The following is a 15,230-nucleotide window of genomic DNA, read 5'->3' on the forward strand; positions in this document are numbered from 1 at the left end:
CCCGCTACAGGCTTAAGGACAGCCGAGAGCCGCGAGCGCAACAGGCCGGACCGCCATGCCATCGACCGACCTACCCCCGGCGGAAGCGGTTTGCCTGATCGATTGCCTGCTTTTGCTGCTCTTCCGTCAAGCCGAGATAGAAATCCTCAAGCCCCACATCCTTGAGGCCAGCCCGGCGTGACAGCACATACCACTTGGCCGCCTCCACCGGGTTCGGAGAGGTTCCAAGGGCGTTGATATAGAGATGCGCCAGGCGGTTCTGCGCCACCACATTTCCCCGCTTCGCAGCAATGCTCAGCCAACGGAAGCCCAGCTCATAGTCCCGCGGACCGTTATAGCCGTTGACCAGCCACAACCCCATGTCGAGCTGGGCCGTATCGAAGCCGGCGCGGGCGGCGCGATGCATCCATTCGCGCGCGCGGTCCTTCTTTTCCTTGGGCACATCCTTGAGCGCCGAATAGACCTGCGCCAGCGCGTATTGTGCGTCGGCGATGCCCTGCTCGGCAGCCTTCTCGTAGAAGGGCATGGCCATGGTCAGGCCGCGAACACCGGGGTTTTCCGACACCAGGATCTGCGCCCAGTTGAACTGTGCCGAAGCATTGCCGGCCTCTGCTGCGCGGCGCATGTAGTCGTCGGCCTTCTTCTTGTCGCGCTCAACGACCTGCCCCTCCATGAGGATGAGGGCATACTTGAACATGCCGGCGGGATCGCCGCCCTGGGCAGCCTGCCCGTACCAGAAGGCGGCCCCCTTGGGATCGCGCTTCACGCCAAGGCCCCGCGACATGATTTCCGCAAGCAGCGTCTGAGCAGCCGGATCACCAAGCTGGGCGCGCGGCATCGCCTTGTCGACCGCCGTCAGGAACAAGCCGCGCTGGAAGGCGCCATAAGCGTCATCCGGCTCGTCGGCAAATGGCCGCTCCGGCGGCAGCTCCGGCAAGGGCGTGCCCATGCGCAGGTAGATATTGATGCCCTGGTCCGCCTCGCCATCCGGCGAAATCTTGCCGCCCTTCATGACGGGCGGCTGCGAATCACGCACCCGTCGATCAAGCTCAAGCGCATCGCCATCCACCTCGGGTGTCGCGCCCGCCGGATTGGATGGACTTGGCTGCAGCGTCCCGGCATCGGCCGGATCCGCCGGGATGATGACCGGCGCTTCACCGATATCAAGCCCGTCCTCCTCCTGCGCCAGCGCGACAGAGGACAGCAGGGACACGCCCGCAAGAAGAGCGAGGGAAAGCAGGCGAAGGATGGGCAGGGTTTCACGCATGTCGCGGTCTAAGCTTCAAACCGTGGCGCTTTTTCGTCAAGTTCCGCATTGACCCGCGCAACGATTGCCGCCGCCTGCCCCGGCTCACCAAACACAGCCTTGCCAAGCGCCACGAACTCAACGCCACCTTCTGCAACGGGAACCGCGGAGGATGGATCGGTGCCCCCCATGACAATGCAGGGAATCTCGATCATCGCGGACCACCATTCACCGAGCGCAATATTCTTGGAATGCGCCTCCGGCTTGATGTCACCGTCGAGCTTGCCGAAGAAAACGTAGTCGGGCTGCGCCTCGCCCATTTCCAGTGCGTGATGGCGATCCATGGCATTGCCGCCGCCGACGATCAGTTTCGGCGTGTGCTTCTCGACGGCTTCAGCAAGCGCTTCGGCATTGCCGGTAATGTGCAGACCATCCGCCTTGACCCGACCGGCCACCCGGCTGTTGTCGACGACGAGCGCTGCAGCGCCTGCTGCCTGGATGACCGGGACCAGCGCTTCGGCAATCTTCTGGAAGCTCTGATCGTCGCGTCCATACTGCGGAATGATGACGGAGGCGACATCGCCGCCGCGCAGGGCGTCACCCACAACCGTGGCACAGTCTGCGGCATCCGCAATGTCGGGAACGATGAGAACGAGACGGCAGCGGTCTTCTGTCATTACAGCGGTCAATCCGGTCATGGGACAGCTCCGCACCCTGCGGAATTGGTCCTCGTATTGTCTACACAAATCCGATAGACCGCTCCACCGAAAGGATCAACCGCACAATGCTCACAGACCCGAACTTCTACGCGATCGCCATTCCTGCTGTGATGCTTGTCGGATTGTCCAAAGGAGGGCTGGGCGGCGCTTTCGCCCTGATTGGCGTGCCTCTGCTGGCACTCGCTGTTCCACCGATGCAGGCCGCCGCCATTTTCCTGCCGATCCTGCTGGTCATGGATGCCGTTGCGCTGTGGGCCTGGCGCAAGCACAACGACCGGGCAACGCTTCTGGCACTCCTCCCGGGCGCGCTCATCGGCATTGCGCTGGGCTGGGCGACATCGCGCTATGTCTCGGGCGATGCCATGCGACTGGTGCTCGGAGCCATTTCCCTCGTCTTTGCGCTGAAATACTTCCTTGAGCGACGGACGGTTGCGGGCGACACGCCGGCCAAAGCCACGCAGCACAGACCTGTCGCCGCGACGATTTGGGGTTCGTTTTCCGGCTATGCGAGCTTCGTCGCCCATGCCGGAGGACCGCCCTTCCAGATCTACACCCTGCCGCTCAAGCTTGATCCCTTTTCCTATACCGGCGCCTCGACGCGCTATTTCGCCATCCTCAACGCCATCAAGCTGATCCCCTATTTTGCCCTTGGCGAGCTCGACACAACAAATCTAACCTTGTCGGCAACCCTGCTCCCGGTCGCGCTTGTCTCGACCTTGATCGGGGCAAAACTGGTGCACACCCTGCGCCCCGCAATCTTCTATCCGCTGATGTACGGCATGGTGCTGATTGCCGGCTCGAAACTCTTCTACGACGGGGCTGTCGGCATACTCGGCCTATGACCTTTGGAGGGGTGTTGCGGCGCACATTCGCGCTTGCCGGGCATTGCCAACTGCCCTAGGCTTTCCCCATGTCGAACACGGATCCCTTCATGGCGATTGCAGATCCCAACCGGCGCCTGATCCTTGAGGATCTGCGGCGCGGCTCAAAGACCGTGAACGAGATATCCCAAGCCCTGCCGATCAGCCGACCCGCGGTGTCACAACATCTGAAAGCCTTGCTCGACAGCGGCCTTGTCGATGTTCGCGCCGAAGGCACACGGCGGATCTATTTTCTTCGTCCGGGAGGCTTCGACCGGATGAGCTTGTGGCTCGATCAGTTCTGGTCCTGAGTAGCTCTTCAAGACAAAATAAAACCCCGAAGTTCGAGCGAACTCCGGGGCGTGTGTTCAAGGGTTGCGGCACCAAGCGGACATCGGGATCATCAGATCCTGGCCGGGGCCAGCAATCCCGGCAGTCAATGGCGTGTCGAAGCTCTCAGGCGTTCCATTTCATCCTTGAGACGCAATTTCAGGCGCTTCAGCTCTGCGATCTGTCGATCGTCGACGGAGGGAGATGCGAGCGCGTCATGGAGCTTTTCCTCGAGAGCGCCATGCTTCTTCTGCAGCGAGTCAAGATGAGCCTGTATGGTCATTTGATACGTCCTTCCTTTTCGCCTACCTCCAGCCCTCAGTCGCTAGAGTTTCAGGCTTTGCGAAAGTAATGTGACACGAGAAATGCGGTTTGTCGAAGGCGAAACGACATGGAAGGGACCAGAAAATCGCCGAGAAGGATAACTTCCCGTTACCGGTATTTGGTGATAGGAGCTTGCACGAATCTCCGGCACGTCCCTATAGGATTGGCTGAGGCTTTAAATTGGGGAAAAACGATGGCGGATCAGGAACAGGCTGACATCAGGCTATCTTTGGCAAGGCTCCGCCAGGAGCACGAAGATTACGATGCAGCGATCAACGCCATGCTGGCCACCGGTTGCGATGCCTTGCGCATCCAGCGGATGAAGAAGAAGAAGCTTGTCATCAAGGACAAGATCACCGCCTTGGAAGACCAGGTCATTCCCGACATCATCGCATGAAGGCAGAAGGATAACCGGATGACGGCTGAGTGCCCCCCCGTCGCGATCATCATGGGAAGCCAGTCCGACTGGGAAACCATGAAGAATGCCGCAGACACCCTGGACGCGCTCGGCGTCGACTATGAAGCGCGGATCGTCTCCGCCCACCGCACGCCCGACCGCATGTATGCCTTTGCCAAGGGCGCCCGCGACGAGGGCTTCAAGGTGATCATCGCCGGTGCGGGCGGCGCGGCGCATCTTCCGGGCATGGTCGCCTCGCTCACGTCCCTTCCGGTTTTCGGCGTTCCCGTTCAGTCCAAGTCCATGTCCGGCCTCGACAGTCTCTACTCCATCGTTCAGATGCCGGCCGGCATTCCTGTCGGCACGCTGGCCATCGGGCGCGCCGGTGCCGTCAATGCAGCCCTGCTCGCGGCCCGCGTCCTTGCCGTCTACGACGACGAACTGGCGGATCGGCTCGATGACTGGATCACCCGCCAGACGGCTTCCGTTGGCGACTATCCGGTGGATGAGGCCCCATGAGCATCCGCACGATCGGCATCATCGGTGGCGGCCAGCTCGGTCGCATGCTGGCCATGGCTGCTGCCCGGCTGAACTATCGTACGGTCATTCTGGAACCACAGGCCGATAGCCCCGCATCCCAGGTGGCCAACCGGCAGATTGTTGCTGCCTATGACGATGAAGCAGCGCTGGCCGAGCTTGCCGCGCTCTGCGACGTCGTGACCTACGAATTCGAAAACGTGCCAGTGACGGCAGCCGAACTGCTGACACGCAGCGTCGCCGTCTACCCGCCGGCAAAGGCACTTGAGATTTCGCAGGACCGCCTGACGGAAAAGCGCTTTCTGAATGCTGCCGGCATTGAGACGGCCCGGTTCCATGCCGTCGACAGCCAGGCCGATCTTAAAGCTGCCCTTTCGAACTTCGGTGGCGAAGGCGTGCTGAAGACCTGCCGTCTCGGCTATGACGGCAAGGGCCAGAAAGTCTTCCGCAAGGGCGACACATCAGACGACGCATTTGCCGAACTCGGCAGTGTCCCGCTCATACTCGAAAGCTTCGTGCCTTTCGTCAGGGAAGTGTCGATCATCGCTGCCCGCAGCGCCTCGGGCGAGATCCGCTGCTACGACCCGACCGAAAACGTCCATCGGGGCGGCATTCTGCATACCTCGACGCTGCCGGCGGCCATCTCTGCCGAGACAGCCAACCTCGCACGTCAGTCCGCATCGAAGCTGCTGGACGGCCTCGGCTATGTCGGCGTCGTCGGCATGGAGTTCTTCGTTCTGCAAGACGGCAGCCTCGTCGCCAACGAATTTGCCCCGCGCGTGCACAATTCCGGCCACTGGACGGAAGCAGCCTGCATCGTCTCGCAGTTCGAGCAGCATATCCGCGCCGTTGCCGGACTGCCGCTAGGCAACCCTGTGCGTCACTCCGATTGCGTGATGACGAATCTCATTGGCGACGACATCGATTCTGTCCCTGCCTGGCTCGCAAAGAGCAATGTGCTGGTCCATCTCTACGGCAAGACCGAAGCGCGCGCAGGCCGAAAGATGGGTCATGTCACGCAAATCACGCCCCTGAGCGACCGATAATCCCGTATTTTCAGTCGAACTCGTCGGCAAATTTCGCTCTGCAGGTTGACATTGAGACATGCCTGAGGCTAATTGCCGCCAACTCTTCAGGGGCGCGCCCACCGGCGCGCTTTTGATTGTTTGAGATTACGGTGGACGAACAGTTCCCCGGCATTGTTGTGGACCAGAAAAATGAAGATCAAGAACTCGCTGAAAGCGCTCAAGGCCCGTCATCGCGACAACCGTCTGGTTCGCCGCAAGGGCCGCATCTACATCATCAACAAGCAGAACCCGCGCTTCAAGGCCCGCCAGGGCTGATACTCCTGGGGCCCAGGCCCCATGGATGAATCCGGTCTGCCCGCCGAATTCGGCGTGTCGATGTCTAAAAATTGAGTTTGAAAGACGGCGCTAAGAGATTACGGTCTCTTCATGCGCCGTTTTTCTTTGCGACTCCTCGCCACCTCATTGCTGATCACCCCAATGGCCCTCGCCGGCTGGAGCCATGCTGCGGCTGCCGAAGAGCCGATGCTCGATCAGCCCATGCCTTCGCCGCCAGCGGAAACCAGCCCACCGGTCATCGAAGGCCTGCCCAAGGCAACACCGGAAACCGCGATCGAGCGCATTCCGGCAAAGGATGCGATCAAGGCACCCGCAAAGCCGAAGAGCGTCGACGAACTCGTTGCAGAGCTGAAACGCACGCGAAGCCCGGAGGCTGCGCGCCAGGTCGCCAATACGCTGATGAACCGCTGGGGAACCTCCACAAGCCCCACAGTCAATCTGCTGATGGAATGGTCGGCAAAGGCTGCGGGAGAAAAACGCAATGCCGCTGCACTTGATTTCCTCGATCAGGCAATCGTGCTGAAACCGGATTTTGCCGGCGCCTGGAATCAGCGGGCCACACTGCACTTCACCATGGGCAATTACCGCCGTTCGATCTCCGACATCGAGCGCGTGCTAGAACTGGAGCCAAGGCACTTTGGCGCGATAGCGGGCCTCGCCGGCATTTTGGGCGAACGCGGCAGCAAGGAAGCTGCACTTTCCGCCTGGCAACGCTACCTCGACATCTTCCCGGCCGATCGGGAGGTGCAGAGCCGTGTCAGCACGCTGGCGGAAGAAATCGCCGGTCAGAGGACATAGTTGCCCAGCAGGCTTGACGATTGGCGGACAGCGCCCGATTTGATCGCAAGCCCTGCCTGTAACCTGCGAGTTCCATGTGTCCCTCTCCCTTCGCCTGAGCCTCGTTTTTCTCGCTGTTATAATTCTCGTCCCGCTTGCTCTGGCCATCGCAACACACTTACGCGCCCGCGCAATCGAGGCGCGCTTTCCCAATATCGGCAGCCTGACGGATATCGGTGGCTTCAGCCTCAACGCCTTGCACATACCCGCAGGCCCTGAGGCGGATCTGCCGCCCATCGTGTTCATCCACGGCGCCTCAGGCAATCTGCGGGATCAGGCGGGTGCGTTTCTCGACCCTCTGCGCGGCCGGGCAGAACTCCTCTTCGTGGACCGTCCGGGGCATGGCTATTCCGAGCGCGGCGGCCCCGAGAATGACACGCCGGATGGCCAGGCCAATGCCATCGCCAAGCTTATGGACAAGAAGGGCATCAAGCGCGCGGTCATCGTCGGCCATTCCTTCGGTGGCGCGATCACCGCAAGCTTCGCTGTCCTGCATCCGGAAAAGGTTGAAGGCCTGGTCTTCCTGGCAGCCGCCACCCATCCCTGGCCGGGCGGGGTCGACTGGTATTATCACCTCGCCTCTGCCCCCGTGATCGGGCCGCTCTTCTGCCATACGCTCGCGCTGCATGCCGGCATGATGCGGCTGGATGCTGCAACCCATCATGTCTTTGCCCCCAATCCACGCTCGCAGACCTATGTCGAAGAGACGGGCCCTGCCCTGGTGCTGCGGCCGTCCAGCTTTCGCGCCAACGCAACGGATGTGGCCGGCCTGCATGATTACGTCACGACATTCTCGCCCCGCTACCGCGAGATCGACAAGCCGACAGTCGTGATCACCGGCGACAGCGACGAGATCGTGCTGGAAGAGATCCACTCCCGCGGCCTTGCCCGCGATATCGCAGGCTCTGAACTGGTCTGGATCGAAAATCTCGGACACAAGCCCGATTATGTCGTCACCGATATCGCCATCGCTGCCATCGAGACGGTTGCGGGGATCAAACGCGATCTGCAAGCCATGGCGCGCGCCATCGAGCCGGTGCTTGCGGCAAGTCGGGTGGAGCCTGGCGGCAAGGCTCCTTCACTGCAGGCTGGCCAGTAGCGCAAACGAAAAAGCCGCCCGAAGGCGGCTCTCGTAACAATTGAAGGAACGGGAATCAGATCCCGGTCTGGCCATCAGAGCCGATATAGGCAATGCGCAGCATATTGGTCGAGCCCGGCGTGCCGAGCGGTACACCGGCAGACATGATGATGCGGTCGCCCGGCTTGCCGAAACCTTCTTCAACGGCGATACGGCAGGCACGGTTGACCATGTCGTCGAGATCGGTCGGCTCCGACGAGACCACGCAATGCAGACCCCAGACGACCGACAGACGGCGCGCGGTCTGGATAACCGGCGACAGCGCCAGAACCGGCACTTCAGGACGCTCACGCGAGGCGCGCAGGCCGGTATTGCCCGACGAGGTGTAGCAGACGATCGCCTGCAGGCGGAGCGTTTCGGCGATCTGGCGGGCAGCCAGCGAAATCGCGTCCGCACCGGTTGCTTCCGGCTGGGCGCGCTGGGCGTAGATGATGCCCGGATAGTGCGGCTCGCGCTCGACCGTCTCAGCAATCGACGCCATGGTCGCGACGGCTTCGACCGGATACTGGCCGGAGGCCGATTCGGCGGAAAGCATGATCGCATCGGCACCTTCGAAGACGGCGGTCGCAACGTCGGACACTTCAGCGCGTGTCGGGACGGGAGCCGTGATCATCGATTCGAGCATCTGAGTCGCGACCACGACAGGCTTGCCCTCGCGGCGGCAGGCGCGGATCAGCTGCTTCTGGATACCGGGAACGCGTTCAAGCGGCATTTCCACGCCAAGGTCACCGCGCGCAACCATCAGTGCGTCGGACAGCGCGATGATCTCGTCGATTCGCTCGATGGCCTGCGGCTTTTCGATCTTCGACATCAGGCCGACGCGACCCTTGGCAATCTTGCGCACTTCGGCGAGATCTTCCGGACGCTGGATGAAGGACAACGCCACCCAGTCGACATCGTTGACGGCGAGAACGGCGTCGAGGTCGGCGCGGTCCTTGTCGGTCAGAACGCCGGTGGCGAGAATGGTGTCAGGCAGGCTCACGCCCTTGCGGTCGGAGATCTTGGTGCCCGAAACGACTGTGGTGACGATGCTTTTGCCATCGCACTTTTCAGCCTTCAGATGCAGCTTGCCGTCATCGATCAGCAGCCGATCGCCGGGCTTTACCGATTCCAGGATTTCCGGATGCGGCAGGTAGACGCGGGTCGTATCGCCAGGCGCCTCGTTGTTGTCGAGCGTGAAGGTTTGTCCCGGCTTCAGTTCGACCGTGGTGTCGGCAAACTTGCCAACGCGCAGCTTCGGACCCTGAAGGTCTGCGAGAATACCGATCGGCCGACCACAGGCGGCCTCGACGCTGCGGATACGCTGAACCAGGCTACGCATCACATCATGGCTGGCATGGCTCATATTGATGCGGAAAAGATCAGCGCCAGCTTCGTGCAGCTTGCGGATCATCGCCTCGTCGGAGGAGGCGGGACCGAGGGTTGCGAGGATCTTTACTTTGCGGTTGCGCTTCATCAGTTCTGGCTTTCCTGGGTGCCCGACGAATCGGACAGCTGGACCATCCAGCTCCCCTGCCTGCCGGTGTCATATTCCTTGAATCCCATCTGCTGATAACCGCGCGCAAAGCAGTCCTTCACGCCAACGATCTTGAACTCGTTTTCGGCGACACACATGTTGATGTCCCCGGCCCAACGGCCACCGCGAGCGGCATCCTCAGCATAGAGATAGTAATAGCGCGATTGCAGTTCGCCTTCGATCAGGGTGGCACAGGTACCAGCCGGAACCTGCCACCAACCTTCCGTAATCCACCCCTCTTCAGCCCGATAGCCGACGGCGACGCCGACTAGATTGGGCGTACCATTGCAGACCCTGAATTCGGCATGCGCAGCAGTGGCCGAAAGAAGGGGAACGAACAACGCGCCCGCAATGAGGAAAGGGGTAAGAAAACGCGCGGCGACGCGGTTGCAAGTCTGTCGGATTTGCTTCTGCACGATTGCCGCCGGAACTCCAAAAATGCGCATGGGATGCCTTCTTGCGATGCTGGCCAGAGAATGTCAACGCAACTCTAATCGATTATATTTACCGCCCCCGGCCAGTCCTGGGACCTTCATGTTTGATCTTGGCACAAACGTGACGGCCATGAAAGCTTGCGCTCCCCCATTCCCCATGCGATCAAGCCCTCACCTCCTGAATTGGCTTTCCCGAGATGACCGACACCCCTGTTTTCGAGATTATAGACGGTCGCTATGACAGCGGCTTGTTGTTACTCGCCGATCACGCGACGAATTTTATACCGCCCCGGTATCACAAGTTAGGCCTGCCCGACAGCGCCTTTGGTCGTCACATTGCCTATGACATCGGCATAGAGCCTTTGACGCGCCAGCTGGCAAAACGCCTGGGCGCACCCGCCGTCATGTCGCGTTTTTCCCGCCTGTTGATCGATCCGAATCGCGGCGAAGACGATCCGACCATCATCATGCGGATCTCGGATGGCGCCATCATTCCCGGCAATCATCCAATCAGCCCGGACGAGTGGCAACATCGGATCGAGACCTATCACCGGCCCTATCACGCAGCGATCTCTCAGACGATCGACAGAATCGCGAAGGCAACGGGCGAGGCGCCGCTGGTGCTCTCGCTTCATTCCTATACGCCAGCCTGGAAGGGTGTCGCCAGACCATGGCACGCGGCCGTGCTCTGGGATACCGATGACCGCGCCGTCCATCCGCTGATCAATGACTTGTCTCAGGCAGGCGATGTTCTCGTGGGAGACAACGAACCCTATGACGGCGCGCTGAAGGGCGACACCCTGTATCGCCACTGCATGACGACAGGCATCCCGCATGCGCTTCTGGAAGTGCGTCAGGATCTGATTGCGGACGATGCCGGTGTCGAGGCCTGGGCCAAGCGGCTCGAACCGATCTTCAAGCGCCTCAATGCCGACCCGAAGCTGCACGAATATCGTGTCCACGCGTCTCGTACCGGCGCCTACCCTGCCGCGACCACCACGTCTTGAGGAGCTGACCATGACATTGCCGACCAAAGACGAGCAGACCGAACTCGAAGCCGCGGCCTTTCGCCGCCTGGTATCGCATCTGCGCAATCGGGCCGATGTCCAGAACATCGATCTGATGAACCTGGCGGGCTTCTGCCGCAACTGTCTGTCCAACTGGTATCTCGACACCGCCCGTGAGAAGGGCCTCGACCTGACCAAGGACGAAAGTCGCGAGATCATCTACGGCATGTCCTATGAGCAGTGGAAGTCTGAGCATCAACGCGAAGCCACGCCTGAGCAGCAACAGGCCTTCGAAAAGAACCGCCCACAGGAATGAGCGTGGCGCTTTGCTCTTGACGTCGCGCCTTGTTCGCGGCACCTGAGCGCCACCAAACAGTCTATCCCGAAATGAAGGAGAATGCCCATGTCTGATGCCGCCCACGGCGTCGCCCGCGACCAGCTCCGCGCCTTCGTTGAGCGCATCGAGCGCCTTGAAGAAGAAAAGAAGACGATCGCAGACGACATCAAGGACGTCTACGGCGAAGCCAAGTCCATGGGCTTTGACACCAAGATCCTGAAGAAGGTCATCGCGCTGCGCAAGAAGGACGATCAGGAGCGGATGGAAGAAGATCTGATCCTCGACACCTATCTGCACGCCCTCGGCATGATCGAAAGCCCGCCGGAAGGCTGATCGCTGAAGACAGGATCAAAAATAAACCCGCCTCTCGGCGGGTTTCTTTTTATCAAGTTTTCAGTGTCCAGATCAGGGATTACCGAAGCGGGTGGGATCGATGGTCGTCGCATCGAGGCGGAAGCCTTCCGGAACCGTTGCCGGCGCCGACAGCGTGCGCGACATGACGCGCGAGGCCTTGCCCGGCTTGGCGGCTGACGCCTCGAAACGGCCCTGGCTCATCGCCCACTTCTCCAGCATGGTCTTTGTCAAAGCCGCGCCACCATACATCGCCAGGTGGGCGCGCTCGGCTTCTTCCTGGCCCGGGCGACCACCTTTTACGGGGACGGCCGGATCGGCTGCAACCGACTTTGCCTCGGGAGCATCGAAACCATCACCCAGACGTGCAGCCGAAGTCTGGCGCTCAGGAGGAGCGATCGAGGCCACTTCGGTCGGACGCTGACCAGGCTGCGGCGCCTTGACGATCGGTGAGTTCGCCCGCATCTGCGGCACGGCCGTCACCGGCTCCTGCATGCCATTGCTATCTTCCAGCGCCTGCGCCGCTTCTGGGGACAGAATCGCCTGCTCGACTTCATCGACTTCGGCTTCCGTATCGGCCTGCGCACCGGACAGCAGCGCTTCGGCAACCGCCGGCCTGTTTGCCGGAACCGGCACGGCACCATCGTTGTAGCTGGCCAACAGGGCCTGAACGCTCGGGTCGATCGATGCGGTCATGACATTCGATGCATCGCCGGGGGCGTTACGCGGACCAAGCAGGTTTGGCACCGGCACGGCAATTTCGGCAAGATCGGTAAACTCGCTCGCCTGCGGCTCCGCAACCTGCGGCGTCGCCGATGCGACCTGCTGCAGGGCTTCACCCGCAGCGTTGCGTGGCGGCTGATAGAGCGCGACGGCAAGGCTGCTGTCAGCCGAGCGAAGGGCGGGGCGAGAACCAGGAACGGGAGCATTCACGCCGGGCAATGCTTCCGCAACCATAGCAGGCTCGCTCGCCGTAACCACAGATGGGGCTGCCGGCGCCGGCTCCTGCCTTTGCGGCTGCGAAGCGACAGCCGGGCGCTGCGGGGCCTCGGGCACGTCTTCGGCCTCATCCTCGTCGCCACCGCGGAACAGCATCGCCAAGAGATTGCGGCGCTTGCCTGTCGTCTTTTCCTCGGCGACCATCACCGTATTGCCGCTGGCCAGACGTCGCTTGTATTCCGCCATAGCCTGCTGGTAACCGGGCAAAGGCTTGCCATCGGAGGGAATGTGCACGGTCTTGCCGTCCGGGAAAAGGCGCACGAGATCCTGGCGGTTCATCCGTGGCCATGCGCGGACACCGGCGACATCCATATGAACAAAGGGCGAGCCGGAGTTCGGGTAATAGCCAACACCACCCGCCTGCATCTTCACGCCAATCTCGCGCAGGCGCTTGAGCGGAACACCGGGGATGTAAAAGTCCATCGCCGTGCCTTCCATGTGCTGGCTTTCCTTCGCCACGCCCTTGGAGCGCGACCGCAGCATGGAATTGGTGGCCGGCGAACGATAACCGGATACGGCCTTGATATAACCCGTCGCCTTCGACTGGCGATAGACTTCCCACACGAGGTCGAAGAGCCGCGGATCCATCTTCGTCGGCTCATTGCGGCGCCAGTCGCGCAGGATGTAGTTGAGCTGCTTCAGACCTTTGGCGTCATAGCGACCGTTGCGCTTGAAGGTAATTGAAGCGCGTTCGCCGGTATGCACGAATTCGATATTGAGGGTTCGGGTCTCGGCGCGAGCCTGACCGGCAGCACACAGTGTGACGACGGAAATCAGCAATGCTGCAAAAAGCACCGAGAAAAGACGCGTCGCAAGAAACGGCGCCGGGTCAGTGTGCTTTATGTGCGCGCCGTCATATTGGAGCACACTGTTTTCTCGCGATGCCTGCAACTCTATCCCCGTAAGAAAGACTTAGGTCCCACGCCACCTGAAATGAACGCCAAATGCGGTCTTAGCATGGCAACTGCGCCACAGCCGCACAAGCGCTTCATATACGGTGAACGCTTGCCTAACAAGTAGTTAGCCTTGATAGGTGATTAAGCTTACCCGGGAGTTAACACCATCGCGTTGATGCGGATCAAGCCGCGTCTTTCTGGGGGTTATCTGGATCGATGCCGTAGTCCTTGAGTTTCCTGTAAAGCGTGGAGCGGCCGATGCCGAGCTTGCGGGCCACCTGGCTCATCTGGCCACGGTAGAATTTGAGGGCGAAGCGGATCAGTTCCTCCTCTATTTCCGCCAGTTTGCGAACATTGCCGGCATCATCGGTACTGACGATCACATTGGCCATGGCCGCTGCAGCATAGGCTTGCGTCTGGGCAACGGTCTGGCTCGCCCCGGCGGGCGGGCGGTCAAACAGGGCCGCCTGCGCCTTGGCAATGGCCGAAGGATCGCTGCTCGACATGCTTTCGCCGACAAAACCGAGCCCGGACGGACGGCGGCTTGCCACCTGGGCGGCGATATGCGGAAAATCTCGTTCCTTGAGGCTGACACCGTCAGCGAGCACGACTGCCCGGAATACTGCGTTTTCCAGCTGCCGCGTATTGCCCGGCCAGTCGAAGGCGGTGAGAAGCGCCATGGCCGAGGCTTCGATCGACAGGGTCTTCGACAGCCTCTGCTCAAGCGAGAAACGCTCGACGAAACTGCGCACAAGATGCGGAATATCCTCCTTGCGCCTGCGCAACGCCGCGATCGTGATGGGAAAGACATTCAGCCTGTAATAGAGATCCTCGCGGAAGCGGCCGGATTTGACCTCTTCGATCAGGTCCCGGCTGGTGGCGAGGATCAGGCGAACATTGAGCTTCACCGGCCGATCCTGACCGGCACGAACAAGTTCTCCGTCCTGCACGGCATTGAGCAGGCGCAATTGAACCTGCAGCGGCAGTTCGGCGACCTCATCGATGTAGAGTGTGCCACCTTCCGCCTCGAAGAACTTGCCTGTCGTGCCTGCGCCATTCGCGGCTGAACGCTGCGAGCCGAACAGCATCTCGTCCATCTGCGCCGGCGATATGGCGCTGCAATTGACGCTGACAAAGGGCCGACCGCCCCGTTCGCTTGCCGCATGGATGGCCCGCGCCACCGTTTCCTTGCCAACCCCCATCTCGCCTTCCAGCATCACCGGGATCAGCGATTGCGCTGCACGGCGACCAAGTTCGACGACACGTGACATCGAGGCACTGACCGTGACGATATCGGCGAAGGTGACGGCACCACCCCGCAGCCGCCGTGCGGGCTTGGCCTGCTGGGTGACGTTGTGCAGTTTCAGTGCGGCGTCAAGCACCCCGACCAGACGCTCGCTGCTGACAGGTTTGACGAGAAAATCGAAAGCGCCGGCGCGAACAGCGTCCAGCGCAAGCTCGTTTGCGCCTTCCGTCACCTCGACAATCACCGGAAGTGAGGAATTGATCTCCAGAAGTGCCGGCAAGAGGTCATCCGCTGCTGTGACGGGACCCGATGCGTCAAACACAACCACACCGATGTCATCGCGATGGCGCGACAGAAGGTCGATGCCCTCCTCGCCTGTGTCTGAAATATGCACCACATGGCCTTGCGCTTCGATGGCAGCCTTCATGCTGCGGCGCTCGGCTGCATCTTCATTGATGAGTAGAACATGGGCGTTCAATGTCGTCTCCCCGGGTGAACGGCTTTGCGCGGCCTGCGCGCTCCTGGGTTCAAGGTGTCCGAGAGTGACAGAAAGGACTGAACATGTTGTTGGGAGAAATGCTCGAATTTTAACGAGCTTTAACCAGTTATGGCACAATCCACAGGCGGGTGACGGGGTATCGAACTCGTTCTGGCACAGGCAAGAAACTTGCCGCCACGCACGGGACTGACTA

At 61.0% G+C, this 15,230-nt stretch carries 18 protein-coding genes; 11 read left to right on the top strand and 7 right to left on the bottom strand.

All coding sequences use genetic code 11. From position 1 onward, the window contains the following. Positions 1 to 70: 70 nt before the first annotated feature. Together FAA97_RS15925 and FAA97_RS15930 are read right to left on the bottom strand one after the other, a co-directional pair. Complete coding sequence (locus FAA97_RS15925) at positions 71 to 1,267, bottom strand: tetratricopeptide repeat protein (protein ID WP_136599548.1); 1,197 nt, start codon at positions 1,265 to 1,267, stop codon at positions 71 to 73. 8 nt (positions 1,268 to 1,275) lie between these two features. Further along, positions 1,276 to 1,923, bottom strand: a complete 648-nt coding sequence (locus FAA97_RS15930) for a thiamine phosphate synthase (protein ID WP_136599697.1) — start codon at positions 1,921 to 1,923, stop codon at positions 1,276 to 1,278. 107 nt (positions 1,924 to 2,030) lie between these two features. On the opposite strand from FAA97_RS15930, the gene FAA97_RS15935 reads away from it, so the two are divergent. Together FAA97_RS15935 and FAA97_RS15940 are read left to right on the top strand one after the other, a co-directional pair. Beyond that, positions 2,031 to 2,807 carry a sulfite exporter TauE/SafE family protein gene (locus FAA97_RS15935; protein WP_136599549.1) on the top strand — a complete coding sequence of 259 codons (777 nt, stop codon included), beginning with the start codon at positions 2,031 to 2,033 and terminating at the stop codon, positions 2,805 to 2,807. A gap of 68 nt (positions 2,808 to 2,875) precedes the next feature. Beyond that, entirely contained in the window at positions 2,876 to 3,136 is a 261-nt protein-coding gene (locus FAA97_RS15940; protein WP_136599550.1) for an ArsR/SmtB family transcription factor, read from the top strand. 125 nt (positions 3,137 to 3,261) lie between these two features. Here the strand turns inward: FAA97_RS15940 and FAA97_RS15945 are convergent, their stop codons facing one another. Further along, positions 3,262 to 3,438 carry a YdcH family protein gene (locus tag FAA97_RS15945; protein ID WP_136599551.1) on the bottom strand — a complete coding sequence of 59 codons (177 nt, stop codon included), beginning with the start codon at positions 3,436 to 3,438 and terminating at the stop codon, positions 3,262 to 3,264. 234 nt (positions 3,439 to 3,672) lie between these two features. On the opposite strand from FAA97_RS15945, the gene FAA97_RS15950 reads away from it, so the two are divergent. From FAA97_RS15950 to FAA97_RS15975, 6 genes are all read left to right on the top strand, one after another. Continuing rightward, the gene (locus tag FAA97_RS15950) at positions 3,673 to 3,876 is read left to right on the top strand and encodes a YdcH family protein (RefSeq protein WP_136599552.1); all 204 of its coding nucleotides are present in this window, start codon (positions 3,673 to 3,675) and stop codon (positions 3,874 to 3,876) included. Between the two features lie 18 nt (positions 3,877 to 3,894). Continuing rightward, complete coding sequence (gene purE, locus FAA97_RS15955) at positions 3,895 to 4,395, top strand: 5-(carboxyamino)imidazole ribonucleotide mutase (protein ID WP_136599553.1); 501 nt, start codon at positions 3,895 to 3,897, stop codon at positions 4,393 to 4,395. Continuing rightward, positions 4,392 to 5,459 carry a 5-(carboxyamino)imidazole ribonucleotide synthase gene (locus tag FAA97_RS15960; RefSeq protein WP_136599554.1) on the top strand — a complete coding sequence of 356 codons (1,068 nt, stop codon included), beginning with the start codon at positions 4,392 to 4,394 and terminating at the stop codon, positions 5,457 to 5,459. The genes purE and FAA97_RS15960 overlap by 4 nt, the downstream gene beginning before the upstream one ends. 171 nt (positions 5,460 to 5,630) lie before the next feature. Beyond that, positions 5,631 to 5,756 carry a type B 50S ribosomal protein L36 gene (gene ykgO, locus FAA97_RS15965; protein ID WP_006726873.1) on the top strand — a complete coding sequence of 42 codons (126 nt, stop codon included), beginning with the start codon at positions 5,631 to 5,633 and terminating at the stop codon, positions 5,754 to 5,756. Between the two features lie 111 nt (positions 5,757 to 5,867). Next, positions 5,868 to 6,575, top strand: a complete 708-nt coding sequence (locus FAA97_RS15970; protein ID WP_136599555.1) for a tetratricopeptide repeat protein — start codon at positions 5,868 to 5,870, stop codon at positions 6,573 to 6,575. Between the two features lie 76 nt (positions 6,576 to 6,651). Beyond that, complete coding sequence (locus FAA97_RS15975) at positions 6,652 to 7,713, top strand: alpha/beta fold hydrolase (protein WP_136599556.1); 1,062 nt, start codon at positions 6,652 to 6,654, stop codon at positions 7,711 to 7,713. A gap of 55 nt (positions 7,714 to 7,768) precedes the next feature. Here the strand turns inward: FAA97_RS15975 and pyk are convergent, their stop codons facing one another. Together pyk and FAA97_RS15985 are read right to left on the bottom strand one after the other, a co-directional pair. Continuing rightward, the gene (pyk, locus tag FAA97_RS15980) at positions 7,769 to 9,208 is read right to left on the bottom strand and encodes a pyruvate kinase (protein WP_136599557.1); all 1,440 of its coding nucleotides are present in this window, start codon (positions 9,206 to 9,208) and stop codon (positions 7,769 to 7,771) included. Further along, the gene (locus FAA97_RS15985) at positions 9,208 to 9,714 is read right to left on the bottom strand and encodes a DUF1036 domain-containing protein (RefSeq protein WP_136599558.1); all 507 of its coding nucleotides are present in this window, start codon (positions 9,712 to 9,714) and stop codon (positions 9,208 to 9,210) included. Before FAA97_RS15985 ends, pyk begins: the two co-directional genes overlap by 1 nt. A 185-nt stretch (positions 9,715 to 9,899) precedes the next feature. Here FAA97_RS15985 and FAA97_RS15990 point away from each other — a divergent pair, with 185 nt between their 5' ends. From FAA97_RS15990 to FAA97_RS16000, 3 genes are all read left to right on the top strand, one after another. After that, a complete protein-coding gene (locus FAA97_RS15990; protein WP_136599559.1) occupies positions 9,900 to 10,709 on the top strand; it encodes an N-formylglutamate amidohydrolase in 810 nt (269 codons plus the stop codon). A 10-nt stretch (positions 10,710 to 10,719) separates the two neighbouring features. Further along, entirely contained in the window at positions 10,720 to 11,025 is a 306-nt protein-coding gene (locus FAA97_RS15995; protein ID WP_136599560.1) for a DUF1244 domain-containing protein, read from the top strand. An 87-nt stretch (positions 11,026 to 11,112) separates the two neighbouring features. Next, positions 11,113 to 11,379: a DUF2312 domain-containing protein gene (locus FAA97_RS16000; protein WP_054148241.1), complete on the top strand. Its 267-nt coding sequence runs from the start codon at positions 11,113 to 11,115 to the stop codon at positions 11,377 to 11,379. A gap of 72 nt (positions 11,380 to 11,451) precedes the next feature. Here the strand turns inward: FAA97_RS16000 and FAA97_RS16005 are convergent, their stop codons facing one another. Both FAA97_RS16005 and FAA97_RS16010 read right to left on the bottom strand, forming a co-directional pair. Next, the gene (locus FAA97_RS16005) at positions 11,452 to 13,263 is read right to left on the bottom strand and encodes a peptidoglycan L,D-endopeptidase MepK (protein WP_136599561.1); all 1,812 of its coding nucleotides are present in this window, start codon (positions 13,261 to 13,263) and stop codon (positions 11,452 to 11,454) included. Positions 13,264 to 13,474: 211 nt separating this feature from the next. Then, positions 13,475 to 15,016: a sigma-54-dependent transcriptional regulator gene (locus tag FAA97_RS16010; RefSeq protein ID WP_136599562.1), complete on the bottom strand. Its 1,542-nt coding sequence runs from the start codon at positions 15,014 to 15,016 to the stop codon at positions 13,475 to 13,477. Positions 15,017 to 15,230: the final 214 nt, after the last annotated feature.

The organism is Peteryoungia ipomoeae (assembly GCF_004912165.1).
Classification (GTDB): domain Bacteria; phylum Pseudomonadota; class Alphaproteobacteria; order Rhizobiales; family Rhizobiaceae; genus Allorhizobium; species Allorhizobium ipomoeae.

Excerpts from the sequence above, each read along its gene's own strand:
- FAA97_RS15925 (WP_136599548.1), bottom strand. The coding sequence starts at position 1,267 with ATGCGTGAAACCCTGCCCATCCTTCGCCTGCTTTCCCTCGCTCTTCTT.
- FAA97_RS15930 (WP_136599697.1), bottom strand. The coding sequence starts at position 1,923 with ATGACAGAAGACCGCTGCCGTCTCGTTCTCATCGTTCCCGACATTGCG.
- FAA97_RS15935 (WP_136599549.1), top strand. The coding sequence starts at position 2,031 with ATGCTCACAGACCCGAACTTCTACGCGATCGCCATTCCTGCTGTGATG.
- FAA97_RS15940 (WP_136599550.1), top strand. The coding sequence starts at position 2,876 with ATGTCGAACACGGATCCCTTCATGGCGATTGCAGATCCCAACCGGCGC.
- FAA97_RS15945 (WP_136599551.1), bottom strand. The coding sequence starts at position 3,438 with ATGACCATACAGGCTCATCTTGACTCGCTGCAGAAGAAGCATGGCGCT.
- FAA97_RS15950 (WP_136599552.1), top strand. The coding sequence starts at position 3,673 with ATGGCGGATCAGGAACAGGCTGACATCAGGCTATCTTTGGCAAGGCTC.
- purE (WP_136599553.1), top strand. The coding sequence starts at position 3,895 with ATGACGGCTGAGTGCCCCCCCGTCGCGATCATCATGGGAAGCCAGTCC.
- FAA97_RS15960 (WP_136599554.1), top strand. The coding sequence starts at position 4,392 with ATGAGCATCCGCACGATCGGCATCATCGGTGGCGGCCAGCTCGGTCGC.
- ykgO (WP_006726873.1), top strand. The coding sequence starts at position 5,631 with ATGAAGATCAAGAACTCGCTGAAAGCGCTCAAGGCCCGTCATCGCGAC.
- FAA97_RS15970 (WP_136599555.1), top strand. The coding sequence starts at position 5,868 with ATGCGCCGTTTTTCTTTGCGACTCCTCGCCACCTCATTGCTGATCACC.
- pyk (WP_136599557.1), bottom strand. The coding sequence starts at position 9,208 with ATGAAGCGCAACCGCAAAGTAAAGATCCTCGCAACCCTCGGTCCCGCC.
- FAA97_RS15985 (WP_136599558.1), bottom strand. The coding sequence starts at position 9,714 with ATGCGCATTTTTGGAGTTCCGGCGGCAATCGTGCAGAAGCAAATCCGA.
- FAA97_RS15990 (WP_136599559.1), top strand. The coding sequence starts at position 9,900 with ATGACCGACACCCCTGTTTTCGAGATTATAGACGGTCGCTATGACAGC.
- FAA97_RS15995 (WP_136599560.1), top strand. The coding sequence starts at position 10,720 with ATGACATTGCCGACCAAAGACGAGCAGACCGAACTCGAAGCCGCGGCC.
- FAA97_RS16000 (WP_054148241.1), top strand. The coding sequence starts at position 11,113 with ATGTCTGATGCCGCCCACGGCGTCGCCCGCGACCAGCTCCGCGCCTTC.